This is a genomic window from Pseudomonas sp. RW10S2 (assembly GCF_014268985.1).
Classification (GTDB): Bacteria; Pseudomonadota; Gammaproteobacteria; order Pseudomonadales; family Pseudomonadaceae; genus Aquipseudomonas; species Aquipseudomonas wayambapalatensis.
Window position 1 is genome coordinate 1 of sequence record NZ_JABWRO010000015.1, and the last position, 26,062, is coordinate 26,062.

Genomic DNA, 26,062 nt, shown 5'->3' on the forward strand with positions numbered 1-26,062 from the left:
AAAAAAAAACCCCGCCAGCGGCGGTCGTGTGTCGGATGTGTAGATTTATGCCGGCGGCGCTGGCCAGTCGATGGTGTGCGGGTAGCCGTCCTGCTCAGGCAGGCGATTGAGCGCCACGCGATAGCGCTTCCATTCCTTCAGTAGCGCCACCTCCGCCTCTGTGGCTTCGTCGAGATCGACGGCATCTTGCAACGGGGCGATTGCGGAGTCGGCCACACCTCGGCGCCGAGACACCTCGGCGAGGGCGGCGACAAGCATTTGCTCGGCAGCGGCTGCGGCTTTCTGTTCAGCAGTGATGACCTGGCTCCAATCAATAACGCCTACCGCGGCGGGCGCAGTATCCCCCAACTCCTGCCCAGGAAGCCGGATCTGCCCCTCAGCCGGGTCAACGATATCAGCGGGGAATCGCGCTGACTCTGGAGCATCGGCGGCGTGCGGCAGACGCAGCGTTACGACGAGCTTTCCGTCGACACGCTCAACCGGGTCCATAACGCATCCACCACCCACGGCATCGGCCGGCAGCGTGGCACCATCCGGAAGTCGCGCAAAGTCCAATGCGATGTTGTTGATTGTCAGCATGTCGCCCAGGCGGGTGACACAAAGTTGCGCGTCAGAGCGCACAGGAGAAAGCTTAATGATCATTAGTACCACCGCCCTTTCGCAAGCCAGGCAATTGTGACCGCCGTCGACGTTGACGAGTACGCCTGTATCGTCGCGGAGTTCAGGTTGACATTTGTTGGCCTTGCACCGAATCCAGAGCCTGAAGTGATTGTTGGAATAACAACTATCGAGCCTGCAAAGGCAGCGGGAAATGCAATAGAAATGTTGGCGAAGTAGATCACTCCGGCCGTAGACCCCGTGAAGTTGCTTGATGTGAGCGGAAGCGTCCCAGAGTCCAGCGTGCCCCAGCACTCAAGTGTGCCGTCGGCGTACTTTGTGTAGTTACCACTGGCATTCGCACCGCGCTCAATAATTGCCCCGGTGGGTACCCCGGAGGCCTGAGTGGCCGTACCCACGATGTTTCCAGAATGAACAAGCCGACGTAGCGGGTACTCAGTCGAGCCAGCTCGCTTTCCCAGATAAACGTCGAGGCTTGCATCGCCCACGACTGGATGAACAAGGCGCAACGCACTCGTGTCGTTATCCCAGGGAAACGTGTGTACAAGCGACGTGTTCGCGGAGGGAAGTCCGCCAGAGTCGCCGTTGAGAGCACGCGTTCCGCCCTTCGTCAGCGTCGATAGAGCCGTTGTCGATCGGGCCGGTGCGTTTCCGCCCAGGCCATGATCGCCTACGCCGAGCAGGCGTCCGGCGGTGCTGTCTATCGGGGACGCAGTGCGCACCAGGCCGAGATTCGTCCTGGCATCAGCCTGGGTTGTCGCCCCAGTACCACCCTTCGAAACCGGAACGATGTTCTCTGTCGCCACCGTGCCCAGGCTGGCGAGGGTTGCCCCCCACTGATCCACGAGCAGCTTGACCCGATCGGCAAGGTCCTTGGGATACCCCTGCATCGGCTTTATTACATAGCTGCCAGCAGAAACAGTCACGCCTCGATATGCAGGCAAGATGCTTAGCGCGGTAGATGATGGGACATTGGCAATTTCATATTCTAGGCCATCAGGCCCAACAAAACCGTCACCGGCCCGAGCGTTCAGGGTGAAGTTTGTACCAGTCCCAGTTACTGTCGTTTGCCCGGCGGTGACTGCAACGGTTCCTACTTTGTACCACGGCATAGGATTTACCTAGTTGAATGGAAATGGATAGCTTGAAGTTTTAATTGCAAGCGCCACCGGGTAGCGGTCTGTCGGCACATCAATATAAAGTTGGTAGCTCTGTATTGGTGTCCTATTCTGCGGCAGCTTTGTTGATCTTGCTGCAATGCAGAAGATGAACTCCACGCCACCGGAAACTCCGTATGCGCCTTCTTGCTGTGCAGTCAGAAATGGATAGTTCTGAGGGTCAGCGCCAAGCGCGGCCACTCTGGAAAAATTCGTATAGGCCGCATATTCCTGACCCGCCTGCAAATTGACCTTCACCCAAGACAACTTGTTAGGTGGCCCACCTGGAGTTGCCGGCCCGATGGATCCCGTACCACCAACATAAGGGGTGCTCCGGTAGGTTGTACCAGGGATAACTATCGGTCCAGGCTCTGGAGGAGTTGCCGTGGCGGTGATGTTGAGAGGCACCTGGGCAGTATTGAAGGTCAGCACGCCATCTTCACGGAAATGTTTCATTCCGGTGATAAGTCCGTTATCCCGCATTGTGTCGAAATAGTAGAACTTAGTCTGAGTCGTTGCGGCGATGAAATAGAACGTCGTCACATTGCCTGACGTAGAAGACCCGCACGCACATCCTCGACCTGAAATGAACACCATGGGTGCCACAGCTCCAGTTACGGAGAAGCCAAGTATCGGATCGGCCTCGGCACTTTCGGTCCAGCTTGAAGGGTCGCCAGGATCTGACTGCGCAGACCGCAGGTCGAGTCTAGGCCAGCTTGTCACGGCTGAAAGATAGCCGCTTTTCAACAGGCCATAGGTTATCTTCCGAGTGTCGTACAGCAGTAGGCCATCTTCGCGATAAGCCTCGAATAATGCAGGCATATTGGCCCCAACTAAAAATATCCGTAGTGGATTCGGCAGTTCATCGAGTAGAACCCCCACCCACCGGCGTAGGAATAGGTCCACGACAAAGTGTTTCCACTGAGGGTCACACCTGGTCGCTTGCCCAAGTACCTGTCCTGCGGGCTGAGGTCAGAAATGGCGTAGAACAGGGTTCTGCCTGCAGGCGCCGCCGGTATGACTGCTGACCCATTTGCCGCGTTGGTATCCACATACCCGAGCATCTGACTGATCGGAACAGTCATATCAACGAGCGGTGTGCCGTCCATGGCAAACGATAGGAAGCCGGTAGCCATCAGATGTTGATCCCCATCTTCGTGGCCACCTGGCCGTTCGGGTAGTAGGTGTTCACCGAGCTGTTCGTGATCGTCAGTCGTTCACCACTGGTGCCGGTACCGTTGATCTCGATCGCTCCACTCTTCTGAATGCGCCAGCCACGCTGCCCGGCAATAAAGTCATTCGACTGGATCGTGTCACCGATCATGGCGTTGGTGATCCAGCCAGTGCCGATCAGGGCCTGACTGATGAACACCTGGCCACCCTGGACAGTGAACGGCGAGGTGAGCGTCCCGTTGATGTTGTTCACTACAGCGAAGCGCCCAGCATCGATCAGGAAAGTGCTCTGCAGTCCGGCAGGTCCGTTCTCGATTCCGAGCCCAATCCCGGCAGCGACATACTGCCCCTGCGAGTTGACCTGCAGCTTGACCGCCCACATTGCGCTTGCTTTGCCGTCGAGCTCGGCCTGCGCCTGGCTTACCGTCTGCACAGCTGCATTGGTCTCACCGACTGTTGCCTCGAGCGTTTCGGTCTTGCGAACGATCGCGGCCTCACGGGTCGCTGTTGCCTTGACCTCAGTGGCAAATGCTGCGGTCGAATCCCACTGTTGTAGCGCGCCAGCCAAGTCGCCGTCGGCGTTATCGTCACGATATGACGCGCGGAGCACCTGAAGACTTTCAGCAGTCACGGTGACCCGGTCATCCACCTCCTCGATCCTGGTCGTGTTCGTCTGAACCTGCTGGGCCAGGCCGTTGGCAGACTCGATCGACTGACCCACGTCATCCCACAACGCTGGATTCGGTGGGGCATTGGCGCCAGATGGGTCAGCTGGCACTGGGTTGCGCGCTTGGTAGATCCGACCGTCGCCAACGACCATCTGGCCTTTCTCGTACGCCTCGTCCTTGTTGTAGGCCTTGAGCCCATCCAGGGCGTCGATCTGGTCTTGCAGGCCATCGATCTTGTCCTTGAGCTCCTCTCCGAGCATCGACTCGTCGATTTCACCGCTGATCAACTCGAGGATCGGGCCGGGATCGGTGCTTGCCGTTCCCTGGACGGCTGTCGGCGGCACCGGGAAGAATGGGCCGATGTTGCCGGTACGATCCACCAGGCGCGCCCAGAAGAAGAACGAAGCGCCAGCAGACAGGCCGGAGAGCACGTACTCCGACTGGGGGTAGGACAGGTCGGCCAGCTTGGTCGCCGTGGCCAAATCGTTCGCCGGGTTACGCCAGATCTCGGTGCGCTGGGTGTCCTCAGCACCTGCAGGAATGCCCCAGTTCAAACGGATGGCGAACAGCTCACTGGTAGCAGTCAGGAACGTCACCGCCGGTGGCTGGCCCTCCTTTCCCTTCAGGTCGGTCAGCATCGAGTCACGCCAGATCGACGTGATATCGAACGCACTGACCGCCCGAACACGCGCAAGGTAGGCGCCAGCGTAGATGCCCGTCACGTCCACTGACGTGGTGCCCACTCGCTGCAAGCGTATCCAGTTGCCGTTGTTCCTGCGCCACTCCACTTCGTATGCGACCGCGCCCTCCACTGCCGGCCATGCGATCGTCATCGTGCTGACAGCAATGCCCTGGTCGACTGCGTAGCCAGAGGTCAGGGTTACGCTCGCCGGCGGTGGCACCGTTGTCACAGGGATAACGCTGATCGGCCGCTCCTCGAGCTTGGCGCCTGTGTCGATTGCTGCGAACTTGCTTGGGTTGAACTCCAGCGCGGTGAACTCGTACTCGCCCTCAGTGGTGCGCACGCGCTTGAGCACACGGAACAGCTGGACGGCCAGGTCTTCGTAGTCGATCGCCCACTGCAGCTCAGGTTCTGGCTGCAAGCCATAGGCAGTCGTCACAGTCACTGCGCGACCGCTCACCGACTGCACGGTCCTGCCTTGGGCGGTGCCGTTGGGCAGGTTGATGATCAAGCGGTCACCGGCCTTGATCGGCGTGTCACGGTCCAAGGTCACGACGCGGCCTGCGGCGGCAGAGATGCGGCCACCGTTCGGGCGCCCGGCGACGAGCTCATCAGCAACCGGGATGACGAAGCCAGGCAACACGTTTGCGCCTTCCATCCCGGTCTTGAACGAGACCGTGCGGTCCTGGTTGTTGCTCAGCAGCGCCCACTTGCCGCGGCGCTGGGCCTCGCTGGCACGGGTGCAGCCGATGGCGGAGATTTCAACGGGGCGATCCCGGTAGCGGCGCTGCAGTGCAATGTCGGTGACCGGTATTACGTCCGTGTCGTAGTTGTTCGCCGGGTTGTCGTAGCTCACCAGGGCGCGGCTGTAGTGCGTGTCGCGACCGGCGCCGCCGTAAACAAAGTCGCCGTCGATTACGTTCGACCGAGTGAAGACGTAGTCGATGTCCTGCGCACGCGGCATGTCGGCCTGCATGTACAGCGAACCCTGCGCCCAATAGACCATCCCCCGATAGATTGCAGAGAGGTCGCGCAGCAGCGTCCAGGCCTCTGCCTTCCCTTGGAGGTTCAGGTCGCACAGGTAGCGAGGCTCCTGGCCGCCCAAGCCGTCCGGCACGAGCTGGTCGCAATACTGGGCGATGCGGTACATCTCCCACTTGTCGACCATCCATGGCTGGATTCGCTTGCCCAGGCCGAAGCGGTCATTCACACACAGGCCGTAGGTGGCCCACACCGGGTTGTTGGTCCAGGCCTGCTTGAAAGTGCCATCCCAAATGCCTGTGTAGGTACGGGTCTCCGGGTCGTAGTTGCTCGGTACCGGCCAGCGCTGCGCCTTGCAGTTAACCGTCACCGCCGGGATGTTCTGGAACTGCTCGGCGTTGAACTCGATGTACAGCAGCGCGGTGTTCGGGTAGCGCAGCTTCTGGTCAATGATCTCGGTGTAGCCAGCGATCACCATCTGGTCGGCAATTGTGCCGCTGTTGGCGTTGGGCGTAATGCGGCGAACACGGAAGGCCCAGCCGGAGGTGGCCGGAGGTAGGTTCACAGACTCGGACCGCTGGTAGCCATTGGTGGTCTTGCCGTCCACGGCTGAACGCAGGGATTCCACGAACGCACCACCGTCGGTGGAAACATCGATGGCGTACTCGATCCGGTAACCATTGGTGTTGCCGCTGCTGTCCTGGCTGACCAGGCGCTGCCATGAGAACCGGACACGAACCCGCGAGAGCTGCAGGTTACTCAGCGTGCGCGTGAAGGGCGTGTCGCTGCGGAGCTCGACGTTCACCGTCGTCTCGTTCTCGATCGCTGGAATACCCTGGATGTAGTCCTGCTCGATCGAGCCTGGGCGCCACTCCCACTTCACGCCGGGGAAATTCACGTTGCCGCTGGCATCCATGATCGGCGTGTTGTCGAGGTAGATATCGCGGTCGGTCGGCGTACCGTCGAACTCGCCCTCGCCCACTGCCAGCAGGATCTTGGCGATGTTCGTCGATCGCAGGCTGTCCGGTGCTTCGACCGGGTTCGTCGGCTTCTTCTCGCCGCCCTTGGCGCCGGTGACTTCTGGCAGGAGTGCTGCGCCCATGCTTTCCTCCGGGCAATAAAAAACCGCCAGGAGGCGGTTGGTGGTGTTTCGTTCGAGTGACTACGCTTTGTCCTCTGCGTAGACAGAGGCGGATATGATCGCCCCGCCCCAGCGCCGCTTACCGATACAGATCGGTACCGGGTTGCCGCTGGCCGTGGTGTTCTTGGCGCTGCCAAAGGCATACGAGGGTAGGTTCTCGGGCGCGCCACTCATGGATAGCCCTTTGGCTTGAGGGCTGAGCATCTGGATGACGCCTCCGAGCGCCATTGACCCACCACCCATGCCAACTGCAAGCGCAGTAGCCGCGGACCATCCGAGGGGGTTCCACCATGCCAAAGCGACAATCGCGACACCGATGATGGTCTGGATCAGGCCTCCACGCTTGCTACCGCTGACAACGGGCGCAATACGAATTTCCCCATCCCCAGCGAAGCAGAGCTCCTCTTCCTTGAGATTCCTTGAACCTCGGAAGACTGCGAACTCAACCCCTTCGCTCTTGGCCGTTATGAGAAACCTTTCAAATCCCGGAATCTGCACGCAGAGCGCCTTGATCGCCTCCGCTGGAGATCGCACGGACAGCCTGAACGACCGCCCGAACTGCCTGAGTTTTCCGTAAAGCACCACGGTGGTAACCGGCTGATATTCGATTGCAAGAGCCGCCATTATTTTCTCCAGACAATAAAAAACCACCCGAAGGTGGTTTGTGAGTAGCAGGACCAATCTATCAGATGCAGCCTTTGACGCCAGCGGTAACGCGGTCGAGCGGCGACTGCCAGGTCCGGTAGAAGTGGTATTTGACCAATGACCCCTTTCCGCTCGGAATAATATCGACCAAGTGGAGCGGTGACTGAGCGTCTGGTGCCAATACCGAATAGCGGTTTCCGGAGGTTTGTAGAACTCCGCCAATGCTCGCCCCCAGCACTGTTGTGTTCTGCCAGGTATTGCGAATGCATTCCGCAACTGCCCTCGGAGTCTTCGATGACTGAAGCTCCAATAGTGGTGGGTTACTCCGGGTATCCCCAACACTCGCGCAGCCCCCCATTACCATCAACATCAAAGCCGCAGCAGCGATCAGAATTCGCATGTGACCCCTCCCGTGAGCATACGATGCATCTTACCTAACCATGTCCAAGATTTTCGACTCAAGGGTTCCCTTTGCAAAGCAGGTTAGCTCGGGAGACGAGTGCGGGCTTTTGGTCGAGAAGTCAAAGGTCACGCTCTGATTGCCGCCTGGACGCCCATCGAACCCTACCGCTCTGAAATCGACTGTGAACACGTATTTCGTATTGACTGAAATATCGGTGCCCTCTTGGCTAGGGGCCACGTACACATTAACCCTGCCTTCAAGCTTGGTAGCCCGAAATGCGTTAAATGCGATGTGCTGGTCGTTCACCACAACGAACTGCGACGAGTCCGCTGGCAGATAGGTATAGACCTGCTCGCCGCGAGCATTGCTGAAGCGTCGAGTAGTCGAGCCGCAGTCAATGAACTCCGAAGGACGAGATGAAGAGAAGCTGACATTGATCAGTCGAGAGCTTTTGTCAATGTTGTTGATTACAAAAAAATCAGCGCTTAGCTGGCGGACTAGGTCATCCCAGGCTCTGTCAAAATCCTTCAAGACTTTCTTTGTGTTCGTTATGGACGACCCACTAGGTGGCCGATAGTCAACGGATGAGGTGGCGCAGCCAGATATGGAGGCGGCAATAACCATCAAACCAACAACTTTGCGCATCTTTCAGCTCCTTTGAAGATGGCACAAAAGTATCACAAAGCCGCCTCAACCGGCGATAAGCACAAAAACCCCGCGACGGCAGGGTTCGGCTTTGATCAGATGATTACCGCGTCAAGCCATGCGCGACGACCTCCGGTATTTCAGCCTAGAGCTTCTCTGTAAGGCGACTCAGCGGCTTGGCCACCGACTCCTTCCAGAGGATCTGCTGGATTGGCTTGCCGTCGTTGTGCTTCTTGGCGGTGTCGGTAATGACCGCGAACTCCTTGCCTTCCGGAGTGACCTCCCAACGTTTCTTGCCAGGTTTGTAGGTGACGTGATGCTGGAGTCCGCACTGCGCAAGCAGCTTGTTCATGCTGTTCGCAGTCATCCCGAACTTCGCGCCAAGCTCGCTGGGCAGAAAGTTCAACTCCTGGGCTTCGTTGAGCAGCCGCTTCACGCCGGCCATTTCCATCAGATCGATACCGATCGCCGAGCGGACCATGCTGTTGGCACTGAGAATAGCCTGATTCCCTTCAAGGCCCAGGTTCTCGGCGATGCGCTTGGCGGCGTCGAAGTTGTCGGCCGCCACGGGCAGACACCGCTCCAGGGGAATCACCGAGTCGTTCGCCGCCGCCAATTCGAATGTACGAATTACATGGAGGTGGAATTTTGCGCTGACCCACATGGCATAGGAATAAACCAGCTCCTTCACCACGTAGGTGCCACCATAGCGGCCAGCCTTGGAAGCCGTAGGGGCGTAATTCTGCTCCACGGCAGAGTTAGAAATTTCCTCGATCAGTTCAATAGTTTCCGGACGCTTCATGAAGAACGCCGGCTGATGCTTCGTTTCGCCTCCGGCTGCCCTATGGAAATCGTTCAGGCTGAAGCGTCCATGATGGTCTTGGTGAATCTCGATACTCGCGATCATTAGTGCGCTCATGCTGTTGCCCTCCTCTCAGATACTTCGACCGCATAACGGGTTGGCCGCTGCATGGCAACGCCCAGGCCAGTCAGGAATGAGTTCAGGTCATACAGCCTATTGCGCAGGCTTCGAACCTCGAACCAAGCTCCGTCGATCTCGTAACCGGCATCGCGGAGCTCGCACAAGATCTTCTCGCACAAGGACAGATCCTGTGGGCGCGAGCAGACATCACTCATGCTCACGTCGAGCCAGGCCTGGCCCATGCCGCGATGCTCAAGCATCTCAGGGCGGCGCCGGACCAGAGTTTCGAGCGGATAGTAGATATCCAGTTTTGGCTTAGGTTTTTCGTTGCCGAGGAATTCACCCTCAAGCACTGCGTATGAAGCGATAAAATTGCGAGCACCATCCAAGTGCTCTGCCGGGATGTCAGCCGCTGAGCGAACGCCAAAGGCAACGTGGACTTGGGACCAGATCTTTGCTGTGACCCTGCGTTGGATAGGAGCAGGAAACGAAGATACCTTGCCCTTCACAATCGCCCCCAACATGTGGAAGCCATCGGTTCCGATGGTCTGGCCGAGCAGGGTCATTGATTGATTCAGCTCGCGATGATTCACCGCATGCCCCTCGCTCCAGTACGACCACAAGGCGTCATCACACTCGTTCTGGTAGGCGAGCACGCCATCGCGCAGCTCCAGGCGAACCTTGCTGGCGTGAATCGACATCAGCCAGCCCGCGAGTTTACGCAGGGGAAGACATGCCATTTCGTACTGCTTACCGTCGGCACCAGTTGTGGTGATCATCACCATGACTGAATTGAATCGACCCCCTTGAAGCTTTGCGTGCTGGCTTTTCCAATCCAGCCCCATGCCTTCGACCACTGGCTTCATTGGAACGAATGGCTGACCGTCGTGCTCAACGAGCAGGAGCTTTGCCGAACGGAACGGGATGACACTGGATACAGCTGTGCTATTATTCATCTCGACGTTTTTCCTAGACCGATTGACGTTATCCAAAGCCTCAGCGCCTGCCAGCACTGGGGCTTTTTCATGCTCGCTTGAGTTGCTCATCTCGCACCATCGCCTCCCTCAAAGCTTTCGCGGCAAGCCAGTTTTGGCTTCGATCATCCTGCTTTGCCTTTCTCTCCAACCACTCCTTCACATCTGGCTCGATGCGCAGAATCACCTGTGCCATGTCACGCACCCTCATGATTGCCTCCTAATGCATCACCGTTGTGCACGAAACAAATGTAGAACGGTGGTGCATTGCTGTCAATACCACCGTGATGCATTCTTGTAATACCAGTCAACTTTCCCATTGCGTGGTATTCGTGAGCCGCACCGACCCCCAATTCAATCTCCGCATACCTGAAGCCTTGCGTGACAAGGTGATGGCTGCCGCTAAGGACAATAAGCGTTCGGCTACTGCCGAGATCCTGGCCCGTTTGGAGGGTAGCTTTTCGGAGCAAGAGGGGTTTGATGGTTCTCGGGCAGCAGGGCCGAAGAAGGATATGCTGGTTATTGGTGCGGATGGGCCTGGCGCTCGCCCTATCACCAGAGCTGAAATTTGGGATGTTTTGGGGCAAGCCATTGAGCAAGCGCTTGACGAAATGACCATTGGATCGCCGCCGGACGGAGGGCCATCAACTAGCAGTCGCCAAAAACCGCGTACGGGACGACCCAAGAAGTAGTTCAATCCCGGCCAAACGCCGCTCATTCAAGGAGATCCGATGCACAAAGTTTTGCTCGCTGTCAGAGTCGTCCAGAAGGGTGAATTGGTAGGCTACTGCAGCCATCAGCTCGACCTTCCATTCGTGCCTTTTCCCGGCCTCCACCTTGAGCAAGGCACCAGCTGCAAGCTCTGGGAAACAATGACCGGGTCAGAGCTTGAACCTGCCGTTGAGCGCGTCATCTACGATCTGGATGAAGAGCAGTTTGTCTGCCTATTCAACGTCGACATCCCATTGCGTGCCTCGTTTTGGTACGACGATGTCGATCCTACCCCTGGGACGACCAGTGCCATAGGCGAATACTTCCGCCACATGCGTATCCCAGCATGAACCTGATGGGAAAGCTCATAGCCGCCATTCAGAGATTTCAGAGACAACCGTATGCCGAGCTCAGCGACTGGGCTCTAACATTGATAGGCATACCTAATTTCTTGGTGGGCGCCTACTACTTGTGGGTGTCAGGAAACTCGACCATAGATTTGGTCCAGTGGTCCAAAGACCATGCCATCACATGGGACGCCGCCTTAGCTTTCGTTTTTGTCGGGTTGATCGCATTCAGCGGCCTGTATTTCGCAACCGTTGCTCGTCGGTGCTACGAGCTGATTTACGAACGAAATTTTAAGTAACCCCAAGCCCGGCCAAGCGCCGGGCTTTTCAAATCAGGAGCGGCGATGATCGTTTACAAGTACATGAGCCTGGCTGGTTTAGATGCTTGCCTTTCGAGTCGAACGATCCGCTTCACCAAGCCGATCAGTTTTAACGATCCATTCGACTGCGCAGCCTCAGCCAGCGACACCATGCAGGGTTTGAACATTCGTACAGTCGGATCAACAAATGCCGATCGACTGTTCTGCATACGAAACGCGATCGGGATACTGTCGCTCACTCGCAATCCGCTAAATCCCCTGATGTGGGCCCACTACGGACAGAACCACACTGGCGGCGTCGTCGCAATCGATGCCGAGGCAGCCGGCCTGGAATGTGCGGACTCGAACATCATCACCGCCAGTACAGGAAACATCATCTATACCACGGTAAGACCAAGCGTGGATGGTGATGAGCTTCCATACCACGATGAGATTTCCGCTCAGCATGACAGACTTATGCTCGAAAGACTGTTCCTGTACAAATCACTGCATTGGTCATACGAGGAAGAGGTCCGGGTAGCTCGGCGCGTGGAGTATACACCGCAGGTCAAGCATCAAGACTTCACGATTCCACAATCAGCGATCGTCGAGGTCTTTCTGGGCGCCAAATATTTTTCAGCTCTAAACGAGGACTACGACGGAAAGCTACCGAAGGTGCATTTACTGTATCCCGAGTTCTCGTATCGGTCCTGCTACGAAGATTCCCGGACTTGGGACCTTCGCTCCGAGCCTTACAAACCTTAGCCAGTCAAGGTCAGTACCAGATGCAAAAAGCCCAGCGCGGGGCTGGGCTGGATACAGCCCAAACAACCTAAACCACCAGTGCTATGGAGACTTATGCCTCCACTCTCGCACATTAAGCAGGACTGCAGTATTGTTTGATTCGGCGCCCCATATAGCTTTATTAAGCTGCCAATAATAAAAATGAACCACACGACCATCATCTAGTGTTTTCTTGCTGGATTTTCCTTGCTTACTGTAAACGACGACCAAGTCACCAGCTTTGACAGACACATCTGGCAACCAATATGCCGTTTTTGATCCAGACTTAGGATTTCCCGAGCTACCCTTTTTGGATCTCAGCAGGATATACTTCCCAATATCTAAATCCTCACTAGCCTTCATAACGACGCGTTCTTTTTGCAAGTTTCCCGCTTCAGGTATCCGGTCAATTTCGAGCTTCATTTGTTACTCCACTTTGACCAAACGCTTCCGCCAACAAGCCCTACTCCGCCGAAAAAAACCACGAAAGTCAAAGGCCAGTTCCCCCAAGCTGTTGGCAAATAACCCAACACCAAGCAACCAACACCTAGTGCCGCAGATTGCAAGGCATCAAGTGATGCAACTCTCTTTGAAGACGACTCAGCCACAGCAAGTTTACTTTTAACATCATAGTAAGCAGCTCTAAATCTCTCCAAGGTAGAAATATTATTTTCAGCCACATGAAGGCGATCCAAGATCATTTTCTGTACACCTGGATGTTTGAGCTCGTCATCATTGAGCTGTCGTTCTACCCGGGAAAGTGCCCTCTTTTCCGTTAGGGCATCATTCTTAATTTCTATTGCGTCACTGTCATCTGAGGCCTGATCGACCTGAGCCATAGTCCATTACCTAATTAGAGTCCCGAATAGCGGGCAAGCCAGCCCACCGTAGTGAGAACGGCTCTCACACTAAACTTCATAAAATACAATGAACCACTAAAATTTCCAACTGGACGGAAAGCCAGTACGTGGCCCTGGCCGGGGCGTAGTAGCGTTGCGCCTCCCAACGAACCGCCCCGGTCCGTTGCCGGAAAGCCCAAGGACTGGGGCGCTGATGGCCTAGGAGGCTCTATGCAAACGATTTTCCCGTACTTCCTAATCACCCGCGATGAAGAGGTCGTGGCCAAAGCTTCAGAAATATCCTTGAGCGGCGTCGAGGAGGCCCGTGGCATTTATGCTTTCCTGGCTGCAATGCAGTTCAATCAAGTTCGAGATGCGCTGGTTTCGACGGGCAAGGAAGTCGCTCTGATCCAGGCCCACGATTTCCAGTACATCCATGCACTCGGTGATTTGGCCAGGCTGTTCGCCCACCTCAACCGAGTGCCGCCCCGCTGAACAGCAATCTTCCGTCAACCACCTCGATCCGGCCACCCTCTCCAAGGCTGTATGGGCCGCTGAGCAGGTACTCAGCGCGCCCATCTTGCACATCGACCTCGACGGGCAAGCGGTCAGGCGGATTGCTCAGACGTCGACGCCAAGCAATTACTGACTTGTAGGGATCGGCGTCGGACTTATCCCACGCAAAACTGAGCGCCTTAGGACCTGAGATCAATCGAGCGGTCAGACCTGGCTTGCCGGTGTAGCTTCGTCGGTAGCCTTTCTGGCCCTGGCATTTGCCGTTGATCGTGACGCGGTCAACCTCCTGGTCGCCATCCATGATGGCGATCACAGCCTCACCTCCGCACACATTACTTCCGTTCATCGTGAACAGGTCCCAGATCGTCAGCATGTAACGTTGCTGCATGTCCTTCTCCTGCGGCCTGGCCGCTTGATTTCGCGTCTTGATGACGCAATACAAGGCGCGTCCGATCGAGCCACGGCCCGCCGAACACGATGATTTCTGATGGCCTGCCGTAGAGGTGGTGCAGCAGGAAAGGACCAGGGCCGAACACCTCAGCCTGCTCGCTGGGGAGGCCTGGGTCTGAGCCCAGATAGATCCCTGCATGGTTCGGGTGCACGGTGCGCCCCACGGCCATGACGATCATGTCGCCACGTTGTGGCCGGTCAACCTGGTAGAACCCAGCCTGCTCGTAGAGTTGCTCGTACAGACTCGGGTTGTCTGCTTGCTCCCACCAACCATCCTCTCGGGCGTAGGCCGGGAAATCCAGCCCCCACTCGCGCTGGTACCAGTCCGCGCAGACCTGCCAGCAGTCCCAGGCGCCGTGCACGAATGGACGACCCAGCAGCGCGGTCTCGCCGGTCGGTGTGATGGTCCGCAGGTCGCCCTCCGGCCACGACAGAATGTGCCATGGCAGCCCTGTAGCCTCGCACATGGCCAGGTCGCGCGGGGACGGTCTGCTGGTGGCGTCAGGGTGCGAGTGCACGACGCCGATGACCTGGCCCTGGTCTTCTGCCTCGGCGTACTGCTCGGCCGCGATACGAAACTCCTCGGTTGGTTCGGTGGCCACGTTCTCGCATGGGAAGTAGACCTGCTTTCGGCCAACCGCCAGCAGCAGCCCGCAACACTCGCGCGGGTGTTCAGCCGCGGCGTGTGCTTGCACGGCGGCAAGGATGTGTTTGCGCATGCTCAGCTCCGAGCGATCAGGGAAACGGCGGGAAATCCGCCAAAGGGCAGCGGGTTACCCACGCCGAAGCGCGGGACGCACCCGGTGCCCAGGCAGCCGTCGCATTCGTCCAGTTCAGGGTTTCCGGTCAGGTTGCCGTCCTTGTCACGGTACGGACCGGTGTAGCCACAGTTCGGCCCCCGGTATCCGTTGGTCATGGCCCAGTGGCACAGCGTGGTCATCTGCCGCCCGATGGTCTCCCCGCCTACATCGCCAGGGCTGGCCAGCTCCCAAGAAACCATCTGGCCGTTCTCCGACACTTTCTGGTCGATGTACCAGACCTCGATGCTCTCCTGGGTTGGGTCTGCCCCAGGGTTGCCGGCCGGGAAGTTCGCCGCGTCCAGGAACTGGCCGAGCGTATTCCGGATGGTCAGCTTGAATTCGAGCAGGTCGGCGAAGGCGAAGCACAGCGCGGTGATCCTGCCGTTGACGTTGCCGACCGATATCGTCGGGCGCACAGCGGTACCGTCCGAGTTTGCCTCAATACCCTCAACCTGCAGCGGCCAGGCGCCATACTCCTCCCCCTGCCACCAGATCGATTTCGCCGGCAGCTGATCGGCGTCGGCGCCAGCGGCTGCGAGCTCCTGCGCCGTGTGCGGAATGGCGTGGCCATGAAAGCGCAGCACATCGGCGCCGAAGTCAGAGCCATCCAGTTCGAACAGCAGCACCTCAGAGCCTGGCTCAAGCTTTTGGATCTGTGAAATCAGGCTCATGGGTGGTATGCCCTTTCAAAAGTCAGGCTGATGACGGCAATGCCGCCGGGGCGGCGCTGCTGGCCGATTCGCTCGCAGCGATACAGCCCGAGCTCGCCGCCTGGCGGGGTCCACAGGAAAGACCGGAAACCGCGATGGGAGCGGATGAAGGCGACGATGGGGTCCACTTCCTCCGCGACGCCGCCGAATGACAACGTCCAACTGTCGTTCTCGGCGTTGATCCCATCACCCACCACCTGGGTGTAGTTGTCGCCGAATTGCGACTTCCGGGTTTTCAGCGTGCTCTCGCCACTGGCCTCATCATCTGGCGACCACGTGAATGTCTCGATAGCCACGACTACCTCCCCTTCATGTTTCGATAGCTTGCCCCACCTGGTCGCCAGGATGCTGCAATCGCGCGGTCGGCTACGCCTTGCATCTGCTGCTGCAGGTTCTGCTCGAGCGCTGCCGTATCGAGCTCCATACCCTCACTGCTACGGTCAGGAACGGTGATGCTCGTCGGCGCGTTGATCTGCACGAATGTCCCGCCGCTCTGGCTACCGCCGACCACCTGCACGCCCAGCGAGCCATCGGCGCCCCGGGCCAGCGGCATGATGGCCTCCGGTCCGGCCTCACCAGCGATACCAAGACCGCCGCCAGCCACGCTGAACGGCGTGGGCGTGTTCAAGATGTTATTGGTGCCAAAGGCGGCGCCCTTGGCGAACATTTGCACACCGCCATCCCAGGCACCGCCCAAGGCTTGGAAGTAGGCGTTGGAGTAACCTGCCTGGGAGGCGCCAAGGTTTGACGATACAGCTCCGGCAGATCCGGCCGGCAGGCCATTGCCGCCACCGCCGCCGAAGTAGCTGCCGACCGCGGACACCCCAATACCTACCAGGCCGCTGAGCAACGAGCTCGCAGCCTGCTGGCTGGCAATTCTGGCCATGTCGCTGATGATGCTGGTGGCGAAGTCCTTGAACTTCATCTTGCCGGTCATGGTGAAGTTCGCGAGCGAGGCGCTGGCCGAATCGAAGCCGGCGGTCAGGGCGCGGTCCGTTGCACCAGCTACATCAGTCGCATCCGCCTGGATGTTCGCCCACGCCCGGCGCGCGCCGTTGCGATAGTCGCGCTGGGCTTCAAGGCGGGCGCTGTGGCCGTCCACCTCCATCTGTAGTTCGCGCGCCTGGTAGTCTGCCAAGTCGGCCAGACGTTCCTCGTAGGCTTGCTGGCTGAGACGCCGAGAGACATCCTCCTGCTGCTCCTCCAACTGCCGGCGCGCCTCGGCGTACTTCTGCCGTACAGCGTTCAGGCGGTCGGCCTGCTCGCGCTCATCGTCACCCATACCGACCCCGGCCACGTCGGCGTTGATCGCGTCCTGCCGGGTCTGCAGCACCACCTCCATGGCCTTGCGGTAGGCCTCGGCGCTGTTGCGCCGCTGCTCGGCAAGCTTCCGCTCAGCCTCGGTGCGCTGCTGAATGGTCGTGTCGCCGTAGGCGCTGTTCAAGTTCTTGATGCCAAGCTCCATCTCGGCAGTGGTGATCTTGCCCTGGGCCTGGGCTTTACGCAGACCCTCCACCCCCTTGGCCAGATCCTCCAGCCGTTTCTTCTCGGGCAACGCGCGGTCGATGATGGCGTCCAGCGCCTTGATCTCATCGTTCAGTGCCTTGGTGCGTTCCTTGGTACCTGCCGTGGCGTCCTTGTTGGCCTTCTTCTGCGACTCGATTGCGCTCGCCGCCGACAGGATGGCTTGCCGATCCGTCTCGGTGAGGTCTGCATTCTCAGCGATGTAGCGATTGGCGATCTTGAGCGCATCGCCGTTGTCCTGCAGGCCTGCCAGCTGCTTCTGCAGGGTCTCCAGGTAGGTCTGACCTGCAGTGCTCATCCCTGCCTTGGCCGCATTGTTGGCCAGGGTCTGCGCGGTATTTTCTTCGGTGACGCCGTTGAGCACGCGCAGCGTTTCAGCAATAAGCGCTGAACGCTGGTCAGCGTCACTGACGGCGCCGGCCTGGGTGATCCATTTCTGCACCGTACCTGCAGGCAGATTCAGACGATCCCCCACGTCACGCAGAATCGGTGCCAGGTCATCACCGGCAGCACGGGCCTCATTCAGTCGGTCGACCAGCTCCTGATAGGCGCGCAGCTGCTGGTTGTACTGGCCGCCCGAATCACGCGCGGGCGCCGTAACCACTGACTGGCGGATGGACTGGGCCAGATCGCCGTAGGCGCTGCGTACTGCATCTGCAGCCCCGACCTGCTCCTGCTGCCATCTGACCAGCGATGCCTCGCGCTGGTCGCGGTTGAGCTTGGCGAACTCCTCGCGCAACTGCGCTACCGGCTTGTGCATGTCGTCCAGGCTGACACCGGCCTTGTCGGCGCTGTCGCCCAGGAACAGGAAGCTGGCGGCGGCGGTGCCGGCGAGCAGAGCCAGGCCAGCAGGCCCGCCGAGCGCAGCCAGCAGGCCACCCGTGGCCGCTCGGGTGAGGTTTGCCTGGGCAATGGCCAGCGCGTCGGTGGACGCCTTGAGCGCCGCCTGCTTGGGCAACAGCTGTGTCTGCACCAGCGACAAGCGCTGCAGGCCCGTCGCAGCGACGACAGAGGCCTGAGCCTGCTGCACCTGAGCCTGTGCATAGATACGCTGGGCCTCGGCCCCACGCAGGGCGGCGCGGGCGTTCTCCACCTCTGCAGCGCGCTGAGCCAGGGCTGCCTTCACAGCCAGGCCGGCCTTGGCAACGTACAGGGTGAGCGCGGCGGCACCCGCCCCGCCCATGGCGTTGGCAACCAGGTCCACATTGTCAGCCAGCACCAGCAGGACTTTCGAGAGTCCGCCGACCGCCCCGGTGCGCTCCTCCATGTTGCCGAGGAAGGTGCCGATGGCGTTATTGATGTTGACCAGGGCGTCCTGCACGCTGGTGGACATATCAGCAGCGGCCTTGCGGTTGGCTTCCACCGTCCGCAACAGGCCGGTGTTTAGGTCATCCAGAGAAAGCTTGCCCTGCACCCCAAGCTTGCGGATCTCCGCAGCACTCTTTCCGGTACCGGCGGCGATGGCGTCCACAATGGTCGGCATCGCGCTCTGAATAGAAACCCAACCGTCAGCATCGATCTTGCCCGTCTGCAGCGCCTTGGAGTAGGCGTCGAGCGCAGAGCCTGCCTTGTCGGCAGACGCCGCGTTGGTCACCAGCAGGAAGCTGAAGCTGTCGGTGATATCCAGGGTTTGCTGGGTGTTGAAGCCCAGGCTGCGCATCACGTCCGCCGTGCGGATGTAGAGCTCCTGTGCCTCAGCCAGTGGGCGATAGGTTTCCTGGGCGGTGCGCAGGAGACGCTCCTGCACCACCTGGTATTCGCCGGCGCTGCCAGCTGCAGCCCTCATCCGGTCGGACATCTGCCCGTAGGCGTCCACCTGCTTGATGATGCCACCGATCAGGCCCGCGCCAGCAACTGCGGCAAACGCGCCACGCATCAGCACGCCGGCAGACTGCGCGGCAGATCCCGCCCTGTCGAAGGCCGAATCGACGGTGGCCAGGTTACGGTCCATCGCCTGGGCGCTGCGCGCCACCACCTGGTCAGCGTTGGCCAGTTCCCGGCGCAGTTGAGCGGTGGTCGCCTCGATCTGGACCAACATGCCCTGGACTTGTTGATCGGCCATGCATTTCTCCAAGCACAAAAAAACCGCACGGAGGCGGCGAGTTACTCTTCCTGGCGGCCCCGGAAGAAAGCCTTCAACTTGTCAGCCACGCTCACCGGTCGTCGCGGCGCGGATCGATGGCCAGAGGCCTGTCCCTGGGCCTGCCCGCGGCCGGACCAGTCGAGCCGAGCATCGAGCGCGATCATGATTTGGGGTATTGGGGTGCGCCAGGCAGTGTCAGGCGGCCAACCAAGCCAGCCGGTGGCCACGCCGAACAAATAGTCGACGTAGCTCCCGTCCTTCACTGCGCTGTGCTGTCCGCCTCGTCCTTTCCCCGGGCGACCACGCTCGGCGGTACCGGGTTGAGCAGGACAGTGATGAACTCGGTCAGCTGGGTGGAGACCTTGGCCACGCCGGTCTGGAACACTTCGGCGGCGACCTGGGCATGCTGGTCAGCCTGCAGGCCAGCGCCAGCGACAATGATGTCAGCGCTGGCACCGATGCTCATAAGTCGCATCGACTCGAGCGCACCGCGCAGTCCGCCGAAGCGACTTTCGATCAGCAGCGCCGCTTCCAAGGTTGGGCGCAGGGTGTAGGTTCGCGCACCGACCACCAGCGTCTTGGTGCCATACAGAGCTTCGCTCATGGGCTTCTCTCAGTAGAGGACGGGGCCGAAGCCCCATCGATCAGGGGGTAGCCGGACCCGGCAGGATTTCGAGGATGTCGGTGTTGATGCCGAGCGTGATGTTGCGGCGCACGACGTTGTCGGCGGAGCCGGCAGCCACGGTGTTGTTCATGACCTTGACCGCGAAGTAGAACGTGGTCGGCAGAATCGCCGGGGTCGCACCGGGGTCGCCGTCGTTGAGCGTGACCTTGATGTTGTAGTTGCCCTTGGTGCGGTCCTTGTGCGCGGCGGCGACCGCCTTCTGGCCAAGGTCGCCGTTGTCCAGGCCCACGGTCAGGGTCATGTTGCCGGCGTCGGCGGTGCCCTTGTACTTGCGCACGCGGCCGTCGGCCAGGGAGGTGAAGTTCACCGGGTTGAAGGTGTCGCCGAACTCGCCCAGGTCTTCGATCTCGCCCACATCGACGTAGGTGTCGGCCTTGTACTCGGTTTCGGTGTCGGCACCGGTCTTGCCGCCAATGGCCAGGCGGCAGCCGGCGGCTGTGTTGAGGTTGTCTTCGGCCATGGGGGTTCCTCCAAAGGCACATTGGATAAAGCCGCAGCGCGGCCGGTGGTTGAATCAGTGGGTGGTGATGACGCGGACCGTGATCGAGCCCTGGTAGGTAACGCCGTCAGCATCGCGCTGGGCGTCCGACTGGATGACGCGAACCGATACGGCGCGGCCAACCTCCAGCGGCAGCGGTCGCTCGTCCAGTGCGGCGATCACCTCGCCGTTGATGCGCTTCACTTCGGCTTGGCCGACAGCATCAGACCAGACCGACAGGTACAGCAGGCGCTGCTCGCGCTTGCGCCCGGAGATCGGGCTTTCGTTGACCGAGACCTCGCGGTCGATCGACACGTAGGGCATATCGGCGTTCATCGGCGCGCCGTCGTAAATCGGGCAACTGACCTCGGCGAGGAGCCTCGCAAACAGCGCCTCTTGCAACGCAACAGACGGATCAGCCATTACCTACCCCCTGGCTCGCTTTACGGAGCGTGCGCCGTACGGCGGTCTCGATGTCAGCCATGACGTACTCGCGGTTCACGTCGATGGAGGGCCGAAGCCAGGGGTGCGCCGGCCGGGCCGGAATGTCCGGGTACTTGCCGAAGAAGTGTCCGCCGTCGCTCTTGTTGGTGGCTCGACGGTTGCGATTCCCAGCGCGCTTGCCGCCGATGTAACCTTTGGTACCGTACTCGATGAAGCGCAGGTAGAAGAACTTGCGGTTGTCGCGCTTGCCGCGGATTCCGATCTGCGCATCCAGGCCGCTGGGCGCGACGTAGATCTTCAGCGCTGCGGCGGCTGCGCCTGTGTCCCTGGGCATCAACTGCTGCTGGGTGGCAAGGACACGCTCAGCGGCGTGGCGCATGGCCGGGGCCAATTCGTTGTCCATCGTCTTGTGGATGTTGCGCAGCGTTCGCCGAAGGCGGATATCGCCGCGCATCTTCGAGCGGCGGGCCATGGCCTACTCCTTGGCCTGGTCAGCCTTGGTTGGCTTGGCGGTCTTCTCGGTGGCAACCTCGGTCACCTCCTCGGCATAGCCGCGGGCGATCAGCCCGGCGCCATACTCCTTGTCGACCACGAACTCTTCACCCTTCTCGCGATCGCCAGAGGCGCCGGAGAGGATGCCCAGTGCACGAATTTTCATGGTTCACCTCATGGATTCGGTACCGATGAGCAAAGCAGCCTCATCAGGGTGTTCTCGTTGTCCGGTAACACTGCCTCGACCTGGTAGGTGACCCCACGCCGCGTCAGTCGAGACCCGGCAACAATGTCCAAGCGCGGCCTGGCAATGATTTCTGCCGTAACAACTGCACTCAGCTTTTCCGCGACTGCCGTTACGCGCCCTGTAGGGGTGCGGACTTCGCCCCACATTTCAGGGCGAGCTGCAGGAAGCCACGTCACTGTGGCTCCCCCGGACTTATTGCGCTCTTCATGTCGGTGGGTCACCTCGAGCCGGTGACGTAGAGGCCCGGCTCTCATACGCCCCACCCGATACGGTGTGGGGTCAGGAGCGCCTTCGACCCTTGCGGCAGTTCGGTGGCAATGGTTCCGATTACAACGTCCTCACGGTTCGCGTAAAGGTGGCCGAGGATCAGCAAACAGGCAGCCTTGATCTGCTTGTTGCTGACCATGGGAGACTCGCCGGCATCCCCGGCGGCGATAGCCTCATCCAGCGCCTGCTGGTCCACATAGAAACGGCGGTTCAGATAGTCCATCGCCTGACCTTCGGCCGCCTCGATCAGTAGTTCCAGGTACGCGTCATCGTCGTCGGGATCCCGCAGGTGATGCCGGGCGATGGTCATGCTGATGACCGGCATGTCGCTACTCCTCCAGCGGCTCGAACGATGCCAGCTTCCGCTCCACCAACTCCTCTGCATGCCGACGTGGCACCACGTAAGCGGGGCCACCGCGGCGACGCAGTTCGCCCTCGTCCATGTAGGACCGCACCGGGTAGATCTGAAGAGTTGCTGGATTGGGGTTAGCCGCAATCTCACCCTCTCCAGCCGACTGATCGGCTTCGTCAGCGTTGTCGGTCACGCCCGGCCCATTCTGATCTGCGACTTCCGATGCGACCGTGTCCGTACCGGGGGCTTCGGCAATGGTGCCTAGGTCGCTTGCAGCGCTGTCCGATCCGGTACCCGAGTCTGCCTGTGTTTCCGGCAGCACCTGCTCTGCGCTCTCACCCGAGCCTGGAGCTGTTGGGGGAGCGCCCGACTCGCCAGGACTTGGCGAGACTGTTTCACCAGGCGAAGGGGGCAAAGCCCCATCCACGGCCTGGCCGCCGCTGGTTTCAGTGGTCGAGACAGGTTCCTTCGGCTCAACCGTGGACTCTGGTTTTTCCTGTTTACGTGCCATGGGAGTACTCCAATCGGGCGTCATTGCTGACGCCCCTAGCCAGAGAAATCAAGGAGTGATCAGCGGACCGGTGACGAACGCCTCATCGCGATAAATCGCAAAGGCCAGACGCTCCTCAGCACGGATCGTCGCCATGTTGTTCTCGAAGTCCTTGTCGTTCTCGGTCGAGATCAGCACTTCGATTTCCATGCGGTCGAAAATCTGAGCGCCGAGCTTGAAGGCTCCGACCAGGAAGTCGTTCTGTGTCATGGCCTGGGTAGAAACCACTGGGCGATTCCAGAGTTTCGCGTTGGTGCCTTCCTGAGGCTGACCGATGATGTACCGGCCTTCCCCGTCCTTAGTCAGCTCGATCGCTGCCCAGTCGATCGGGTTGAGCACAATGCCGTCGGATGGAAACTCGGCCAGTTCGGCCTGCAGCAGCGCCAGGCGCAGGCGGTCGATTCGCTGCTCGCCCACTACTGTCACGCCAGCGGGCTGGGCGTAAAGCTGCGCGACAGTCATGAGGCCTTGCAGGTTTGCACCGGTGCCGCTGCCGTAAAGCAACTGGGCTTCTTCAGCCATGTTCAGGCCGTAGCGCGCACGAGCGTCGATGTAGCTCTGCAATGCCTTGGCATCGTCCAGCATCTGGCGGCTGGCCTTGAACAGGTGAGCGATGGTACGAACGTTTGCGGTCGCCAGGGCGAAGGTGATGTCGGAGTACGGCTTGGCGGTGCCCTCCGCCACGGTGCGCGCGTTGTTGGTGTAGCCGGTTTCACGGATGTACTCGATGGAGTTCGACTCCGTCTCACCCGGCGCCACCAGGTCGCGGATCGTCAGTCGGCGCTGCGGCGGCGCGACGACACCGGGCAAACGCTGGGCGGGAACCAGGTCGCCACCGGTAGCAGTGGTGATAGCCGCGCGCGGCACGGAGACGCGACGCGAGCCACGGAAGGACGAGTTCATGTCCTGCATTTCTTCGCTGCCGATCACCAGGGCACCCACCGACTTTTGCGGTTCTTCCTGATGAGAGCGGTCACGGCTCGCATTCACGAGCTTCTGCTCAGCCTCGCCCAGGCGCGCCTGCAGCTCGCCCTGCTTGGTCAGCATCTCATCGACCTTGGCGCGAGTTTCGGTGTTCATCTCGCCGCTGGCCTTGATCTGTTTCTCGACCGCCTCGGCCTGGCTTTTGATCTGGTCGCCAATGCCCTTGAGGCTGGCATTGAGTTCTTTGACTTGGGCTTCAAAGTCCATGGTCATTTTCCTTTCAGAGAATTGAGGAGATTGGTTGCCGCGCTCAGAGAGGCGGAGAGGTCTGGCGCGACAGCGCGGGGCTTATCGGTCGGGGCAGCGTTATGCGTGCCCCCGCCGGCAGCGCGAGGCATACCGGACTTGAAACTGGCGAACAGTTCGCGGCGCTCGGAGCGAGGCATACCGCCCTTGGCCAGGGCTACGTCCATCGCCTTGAGCGCATTGGCCTGGGCGGCGTCTTCGGTTTCGCGCTCGGTGACCTCGGTGGACGACAACAGTCCAGTGGCCAGGCCAAGTTCCACAGCACGCTTGCCGCGGATGTAGGTTTCGTCGTCCATCAGTTCGGCCATGTCTTCAGCCGACTGCCCGCTGGTCTCGGCATAGAGGTCGGCCATCGCCGCGTCGAACTCCTCCATGTCGTCGGCGATATCGCGGAGGTAGTTGCGATTGCCAGCGAGCCAGGTCCAGCAGTTGTGGATCATGAGGAAGGCGCTGCTGGCCACCTCTCGCTTCTTCCCCGCGAGGAAGACAATCGAAGCAGCGCTGGCCGCCATGCCCAGCACCTTGGTGGTGACCTCGTGGCTGTGCTCTTGGAGGCGGTTATAGATGGCGATGCCTTCGAACATGTCGCCACCTGGGGAATTGATGTAAACGGTGACATCTCGCTCCCCGATCGCCCGCAAGGCGGCGTCGATTCGTTTCAGCGTGACGCCCTCGCCATACCAGTCTTCGCCGATCACGCCGTACACCGTGATGGTGTCCGATGTGTTCTCGACGGCCGCCTGGATCGCGGGGTTCCATTTATCGAGCGCGCGCGGGCTCATCTCGCTGCGCAGGCCGCGAGACTGGATCTTGTGTTTCATGGATTACTCCCGAGATTTACTTTTCCGGCTGTTGAAGCCAGTTCATCAGTGCGGCCCTTGCGGCCTGACCATCGTCTTGCTTGCCGAGCTGGTCCAGCGGCACCAGGTTCGACTGAACCGTCAGAACGTCACCGCCTGGCATGTGAGGCATGTTGTCTTTTCGCCGCCCTTCGTTGCGGGTGATGAAGCCGTTCTGGGCCATCGTGCTGAGGTACGCCGCGCGCCCAGAGCTGTCGGCCCGCAGAAACGCTTCGAGCGAGAACTCCGAATAGAAGTTGATCCGGTCTACTGCCGTCATGCACCACTTGTTTACGCACTGCTCGATCGGCGCCGTGAAGGACATGATGCAGTAGGTGAGGAACGCGATCTGCTGTTGTTCCAGGCCGGTCCCCCAGTTACTGCCCTTGTCGGTCTTCATCACCATCCAGGGCGGGACGCCGAACCATCGACAAATCTCCTCGATGCTGTGCCCTCTCGACTCCAGCAGCTGCGCGTCAGCGGGGTTGATGCCGATCATCTCCGGCTTCACGCCTTGCTCAAGCACAGGACTCTTGCCAGCGTTCAGCGCCCCGGAGATGGTCTTGACGTACTCACGAAACTCAACGCGCTGGGCCGGGTTAAGTGTCTTGTCGACCGAAAACGCGACCGTAGGCATCATGCCGTTGCGGAAAGTGCTGTTGGCCGCGTCGTCTGCCGACATCGCCGAGCCAAACACATCCGCGCCGTAGCGAATGGCTGAAAGGCCAACCCGGCCGTCCAAGGTAAAGGCCGGGATGTGCAGCATGTTCTGCCGCACAATCTCCCGGCGCGCCCCTTTTCGCGGCCTGAAGAAGTATCTCAGCCGGCCGTCATCATCAAACTCAAGGTCGACTCGGGACGGCATCAGGAAGTCCAGCGCAATGACGCGACCTGCAGATCGGTGAATCTCGCAGTAAGCATTCCCCCACAACAGCATCGAGGCAACGACTGCCTGCCAGAAGTGGAAGGCGGCCATGTCCTCGTTGGGGCTGGTGTGCACCACGTCGTACAGCGGGAAGTCCCGTGCACTCTCACGACTACCATCAGGCATCCTCCGGTAGATGCTCAGGGGCAAGCCCGCAACCGAGGTGGAGATGATGCGGACGCAGGCCCACACTGTGGAAAGCCGCATCGCCTTGTCGACGCTGACCGATTTTCCGCTACTGGACTGAGCCCCGAGAAACGCGCCCCAGAAGCCGCCATCTGACAGCTTGATGCTCTTGCCCAACCATTCGCTCATGCTGGCTGATGGCTTGGCAGCCGCAGCCCCCAAAGCCTGGGACAAGGTTTTAATCACTGGTCAGCCCTCGGCGAAGGAAACCGGCGATGCAGAAGAAACTCACAGCTCCTGCAATCAAGGCCCAGCCAGTACCGGCCAGCACCCATACCCCAGCACATGCAAGGGAG

33 protein-coding genes are annotated in these 26,062 nt (G+C 59.9%); 4 read left to right on the top strand and 29 right to left on the bottom strand.

Annotation, left to right across the window (positions count from 1 at the left end; all coding sequences use genetic code 11):
- Window positions 1-45 precede the first annotated feature (45 nt).
- The 10 genes from HU729_RS25940 to HU729_RS05350 all read right to left on the bottom strand — a co-directional run bounded on the left by HU729_RS25940 (window position 46) and on the right by HU729_RS05350 (window position 10,220).
- The gene (locus HU729_RS25940; protein WP_272995640.1) at window positions 46-642 is read right to left on the bottom strand and encodes a tail fiber assembly protein; all 597 of its coding nucleotides are present in this window, start codon (window positions 640-642) and stop codon (window positions 46-48) included.
- A complete protein-coding gene (locus HU729_RS05310; protein WP_186708726.1) occupies window positions 642-1,730 on the bottom strand; it encodes a hypothetical protein in 1,089 nt (362 codons plus the stop codon). Before HU729_RS05310 ends, HU729_RS25940 begins: the two co-directional genes overlap by 1 nt.
- 9 nt (window positions 1,731-1,739) lie before the next feature.
- Window positions 1,740-2,597 (bottom strand): hypothetical protein, encoded by an 858-nt coding sequence (locus tag HU729_RS05315; RefSeq protein ID WP_186708729.1) that lies wholly within the window; start codon window positions 2,595-2,597, stop codon window positions 1,740-1,742.
- 313 nt (window positions 2,598-2,910) lie between these two features.
- Complete coding sequence (locus tag HU729_RS05320) at window positions 2,911-6,381, bottom strand: phage tail protein (RefSeq protein ID WP_186708732.1); 3,471 nt, start codon at window positions 6,379-6,381, stop codon at window positions 2,911-2,913.
- 60 nt (window positions 6,382-6,441) lie between these two features.
- The gene (locus HU729_RS05325) at window positions 6,442-7,044 is read right to left on the bottom strand and encodes a tail assembly protein (protein WP_186708735.1); all 603 of its coding nucleotides are present in this window, start codon (window positions 7,042-7,044) and stop codon (window positions 6,442-6,444) included.
- A gap of 61 nt (window positions 7,045-7,105) precedes the next feature.
- Window positions 7,106-7,465 (bottom strand): hypothetical protein, encoded by a 360-nt coding sequence (locus HU729_RS05330; protein ID WP_186708738.1) that lies wholly within the window; start codon window positions 7,463-7,465, stop codon window positions 7,106-7,108.
- Window positions 7,466-7,495: 30 nt separating this feature from the next.
- Window positions 7,496-8,113 (bottom strand): hypothetical protein, encoded by a 618-nt coding sequence (locus tag HU729_RS05335; protein WP_186708741.1) that lies wholly within the window; start codon window positions 8,111-8,113, stop codon window positions 7,496-7,498.
- Window positions 8,114-8,258: 145 nt separating this feature from the next.
- Window positions 8,259-9,032, bottom strand: coding sequence for a KilA-N domain-containing protein (locus HU729_RS05340; RefSeq protein ID WP_186708744.1), 774 nt, complete (start codon window positions 9,030-9,032; stop codon window positions 8,259-8,261).
- Window positions 9,029-10,081 carry a phage antirepressor N-terminal domain-containing protein gene (locus HU729_RS25745; RefSeq protein ID WP_238348308.1) on the bottom strand — a complete coding sequence of 351 codons (1,053 nt, stop codon included), beginning with the start codon at window positions 10,079-10,081 and terminating at the stop codon, window positions 9,029-9,031. The genes HU729_RS05340 and HU729_RS25745 overlap by 4 nt, the downstream gene beginning before the upstream one ends.
- Window positions 10,059-10,220 (bottom strand): hypothetical protein, encoded by a 162-nt coding sequence (locus HU729_RS05350; RefSeq protein WP_186708747.1) that lies wholly within the window; start codon window positions 10,218-10,220, stop codon window positions 10,059-10,061. The genes HU729_RS25745 and HU729_RS05350 overlap by 23 nt, the downstream gene beginning before the upstream one ends.
- 76 nt (window positions 10,221-10,296) lie before the next feature.
- Between HU729_RS05350 and HU729_RS05355 the strand changes: the two genes are divergently transcribed.
- From HU729_RS05355 to HU729_RS05365, 3 genes are all read left to right on the top strand, one after another.
- Window positions 10,297-10,701, top strand: coding sequence for an Arc family DNA-binding protein (locus tag HU729_RS05355; protein ID WP_189662302.1), 405 nt, complete (start codon window positions 10,297-10,299; stop codon window positions 10,699-10,701).
- 39 nt (window positions 10,702-10,740) lie between these two features.
- Window positions 10,741-11,070, top strand: a complete 330-nt coding sequence (locus HU729_RS05360; protein WP_186708753.1) for a hypothetical protein — start codon at window positions 10,741-10,743, stop codon at window positions 11,068-11,070.
- A 341-nt stretch (window positions 11,071-11,411) separates the two neighbouring features.
- The gene (locus tag HU729_RS05365; RefSeq protein ID WP_186708756.1) at window positions 11,412-12,131 is read left to right on the top strand and encodes a DUF2971 domain-containing protein; all 720 of its coding nucleotides are present in this window, start codon (window positions 11,412-11,414) and stop codon (window positions 12,129-12,131) included.
- An 81-nt stretch (window positions 12,132-12,212) separates the two neighbouring features.
- Here the strand turns inward: HU729_RS05365 and HU729_RS05370 are convergent, their stop codons facing one another.
- Window positions 12,213-12,572, bottom strand: a complete 360-nt coding sequence (locus HU729_RS05370) for a hypothetical protein (RefSeq protein WP_186708759.1) — start codon at window positions 12,570-12,572, stop codon at window positions 12,213-12,215.
- On the bottom strand, window positions 12,569-12,988 hold the full coding sequence (locus HU729_RS05375; RefSeq protein ID WP_186708762.1) for a hypothetical protein: 420 nt from the start codon (window positions 12,986-12,988) through the stop codon (window positions 12,569-12,571). The genes HU729_RS05370 and HU729_RS05375 overlap by 4 nt, the downstream gene beginning before the upstream one ends.
- Window positions 12,989-13,219: 231 nt before the next feature.
- Here HU729_RS05375 and HU729_RS05380 point away from each other — a divergent pair, with 231 nt between their 5' ends.
- On the top strand, window positions 13,220-13,483 hold the full coding sequence (locus HU729_RS05380) for a hypothetical protein (RefSeq protein WP_186708764.1): 264 nt from the start codon (window positions 13,220-13,222) through the stop codon (window positions 13,481-13,483).
- On the opposite strand, the gene HU729_RS25750 is transcribed toward HU729_RS05380, so the two are convergent.
- Genes HU729_RS25750 through HU729_RS05460 form a run of 17 tightly spaced genes read right to left on the bottom strand, consistent with a single transcriptional unit; the run spans window position 13,461 to window position 25,952 of the window.
- Window positions 13,461-13,892 carry a hypothetical protein gene (locus tag HU729_RS25750; RefSeq protein ID WP_238348309.1) on the bottom strand — a complete coding sequence of 144 codons (432 nt, stop codon included), beginning with the start codon at window positions 13,890-13,892 and terminating at the stop codon, window positions 13,461-13,463. The genes HU729_RS05380 and HU729_RS25750 overlap by 23 nt on opposite strands.
- Complete coding sequence (locus tag HU729_RS05390) at window positions 13,837-14,673, bottom strand: C40 family peptidase (RefSeq protein WP_186708767.1); 837 nt, start codon at window positions 14,671-14,673, stop codon at window positions 13,837-13,839. Before HU729_RS05390 ends, HU729_RS25750 begins: the two co-directional genes overlap by 56 nt.
- A gap of 2 nt (window positions 14,674-14,675) precedes the next feature.
- Window positions 14,676-15,425, bottom strand: a complete 750-nt coding sequence (locus HU729_RS05395) for a phage minor tail protein L (RefSeq protein ID WP_186708769.1) — start codon at window positions 15,423-15,425, stop codon at window positions 14,676-14,678.
- Entirely contained in the window at window positions 15,422-15,760 is a 339-nt protein-coding gene (locus tag HU729_RS05400; RefSeq protein WP_186708771.1) for a phage tail protein, read from the bottom strand. Before HU729_RS05400 ends, HU729_RS05395 begins: the two co-directional genes overlap by 4 nt.
- Window positions 15,761-15,762: 2 nt before the next feature.
- Window positions 15,763-19,050 (bottom strand): phage tail tape measure protein, encoded by a 3,288-nt coding sequence (locus HU729_RS05405; protein WP_186708773.1) that lies wholly within the window; start codon window positions 19,048-19,050, stop codon window positions 15,763-15,765.
- 41 nt (window positions 19,051-19,091) lie between these two features.
- Complete coding sequence (locus HU729_RS26035; RefSeq protein WP_346655288.1) at window positions 19,092-19,334, bottom strand: hypothetical protein; 243 nt, start codon at window positions 19,332-19,334, stop codon at window positions 19,092-19,094.
- The gene (locus HU729_RS05410) at window positions 19,331-19,675 is read right to left on the bottom strand and encodes a hypothetical protein (RefSeq protein ID WP_186708775.1); all 345 of its coding nucleotides are present in this window, start codon (window positions 19,673-19,675) and stop codon (window positions 19,331-19,333) included. Before HU729_RS05410 ends, HU729_RS26035 begins: the two co-directional genes overlap by 4 nt.
- 40 nt (window positions 19,676-19,715) lie before the next feature.
- Complete coding sequence (locus HU729_RS05415) at window positions 19,716-20,216, bottom strand: hypothetical protein (RefSeq protein WP_186708777.1); 501 nt, start codon at window positions 20,214-20,216, stop codon at window positions 19,716-19,718.
- A gap of 54 nt (window positions 20,217-20,270) precedes the next feature.
- Window positions 20,271-20,657, bottom strand: coding sequence for a DUF3168 domain-containing protein (locus HU729_RS05420; RefSeq protein WP_063545375.1), 387 nt, complete (start codon window positions 20,655-20,657; stop codon window positions 20,271-20,273).
- Window positions 20,650-21,150, bottom strand: a complete 501-nt coding sequence (locus HU729_RS05425; protein WP_186708779.1) for an HK97 gp10 family phage protein — start codon at window positions 21,148-21,150, stop codon at window positions 20,650-20,652. The genes HU729_RS05420 and HU729_RS05425 overlap by 8 nt, the downstream gene beginning before the upstream one ends.
- Window positions 21,151-21,153: 3 nt before the next feature.
- On the bottom strand, window positions 21,154-21,336 hold the full coding sequence (locus HU729_RS05430) for a hypothetical protein (RefSeq protein ID WP_186708781.1): 183 nt from the start codon (window positions 21,334-21,336) through the stop codon (window positions 21,154-21,156).
- An 8-nt stretch (window positions 21,337-21,344) separates the two neighbouring features.
- Window positions 21,345-21,671: a phage head closure protein gene (locus tag HU729_RS05435; protein ID WP_186708783.1), complete on the bottom strand. Its 327-nt coding sequence runs from the start codon at window positions 21,669-21,671 to the stop codon at window positions 21,345-21,347.
- Window positions 21,668-22,009, bottom strand: coding sequence for a head-tail connector protein (locus HU729_RS05440; protein WP_125929544.1), 342 nt, complete (start codon window positions 22,007-22,009; stop codon window positions 21,668-21,670). The genes HU729_RS05435 and HU729_RS05440 overlap by 4 nt, the downstream gene beginning before the upstream one ends.
- A gap of 4 nt (window positions 22,010-22,013) precedes the next feature.
- The gene (locus HU729_RS05445; RefSeq protein WP_186708785.1) at window positions 22,014-22,547 is read right to left on the bottom strand and encodes a hypothetical protein; all 534 of its coding nucleotides are present in this window, start codon (window positions 22,545-22,547) and stop codon (window positions 22,014-22,016) included.
- 48 nt (window positions 22,548-22,595) lie between these two features.
- The gene (locus HU729_RS05450) at window positions 22,596-23,777 is read right to left on the bottom strand and encodes a phage major capsid protein (RefSeq protein WP_186708787.1); all 1,182 of its coding nucleotides are present in this window, start codon (window positions 23,775-23,777) and stop codon (window positions 22,596-22,598) included.
- 2 nt (window positions 23,778-23,779) lie between these two features.
- Window positions 23,780-24,637 (bottom strand): head maturation protease, ClpP-related, encoded by an 858-nt coding sequence (locus tag HU729_RS05455; protein ID WP_176509435.1) that lies wholly within the window; start codon window positions 24,635-24,637, stop codon window positions 23,780-23,782.
- A 16-nt stretch (window positions 24,638-24,653) separates the two neighbouring features.
- Window positions 24,654-25,952 (bottom strand): phage portal protein, encoded by a 1,299-nt coding sequence (locus tag HU729_RS05460; protein WP_186708789.1) that lies wholly within the window; start codon window positions 25,950-25,952, stop codon window positions 24,654-24,656.
- Between the last annotated feature and the right edge of the window lie 110 nt (window positions 25,953-26,062).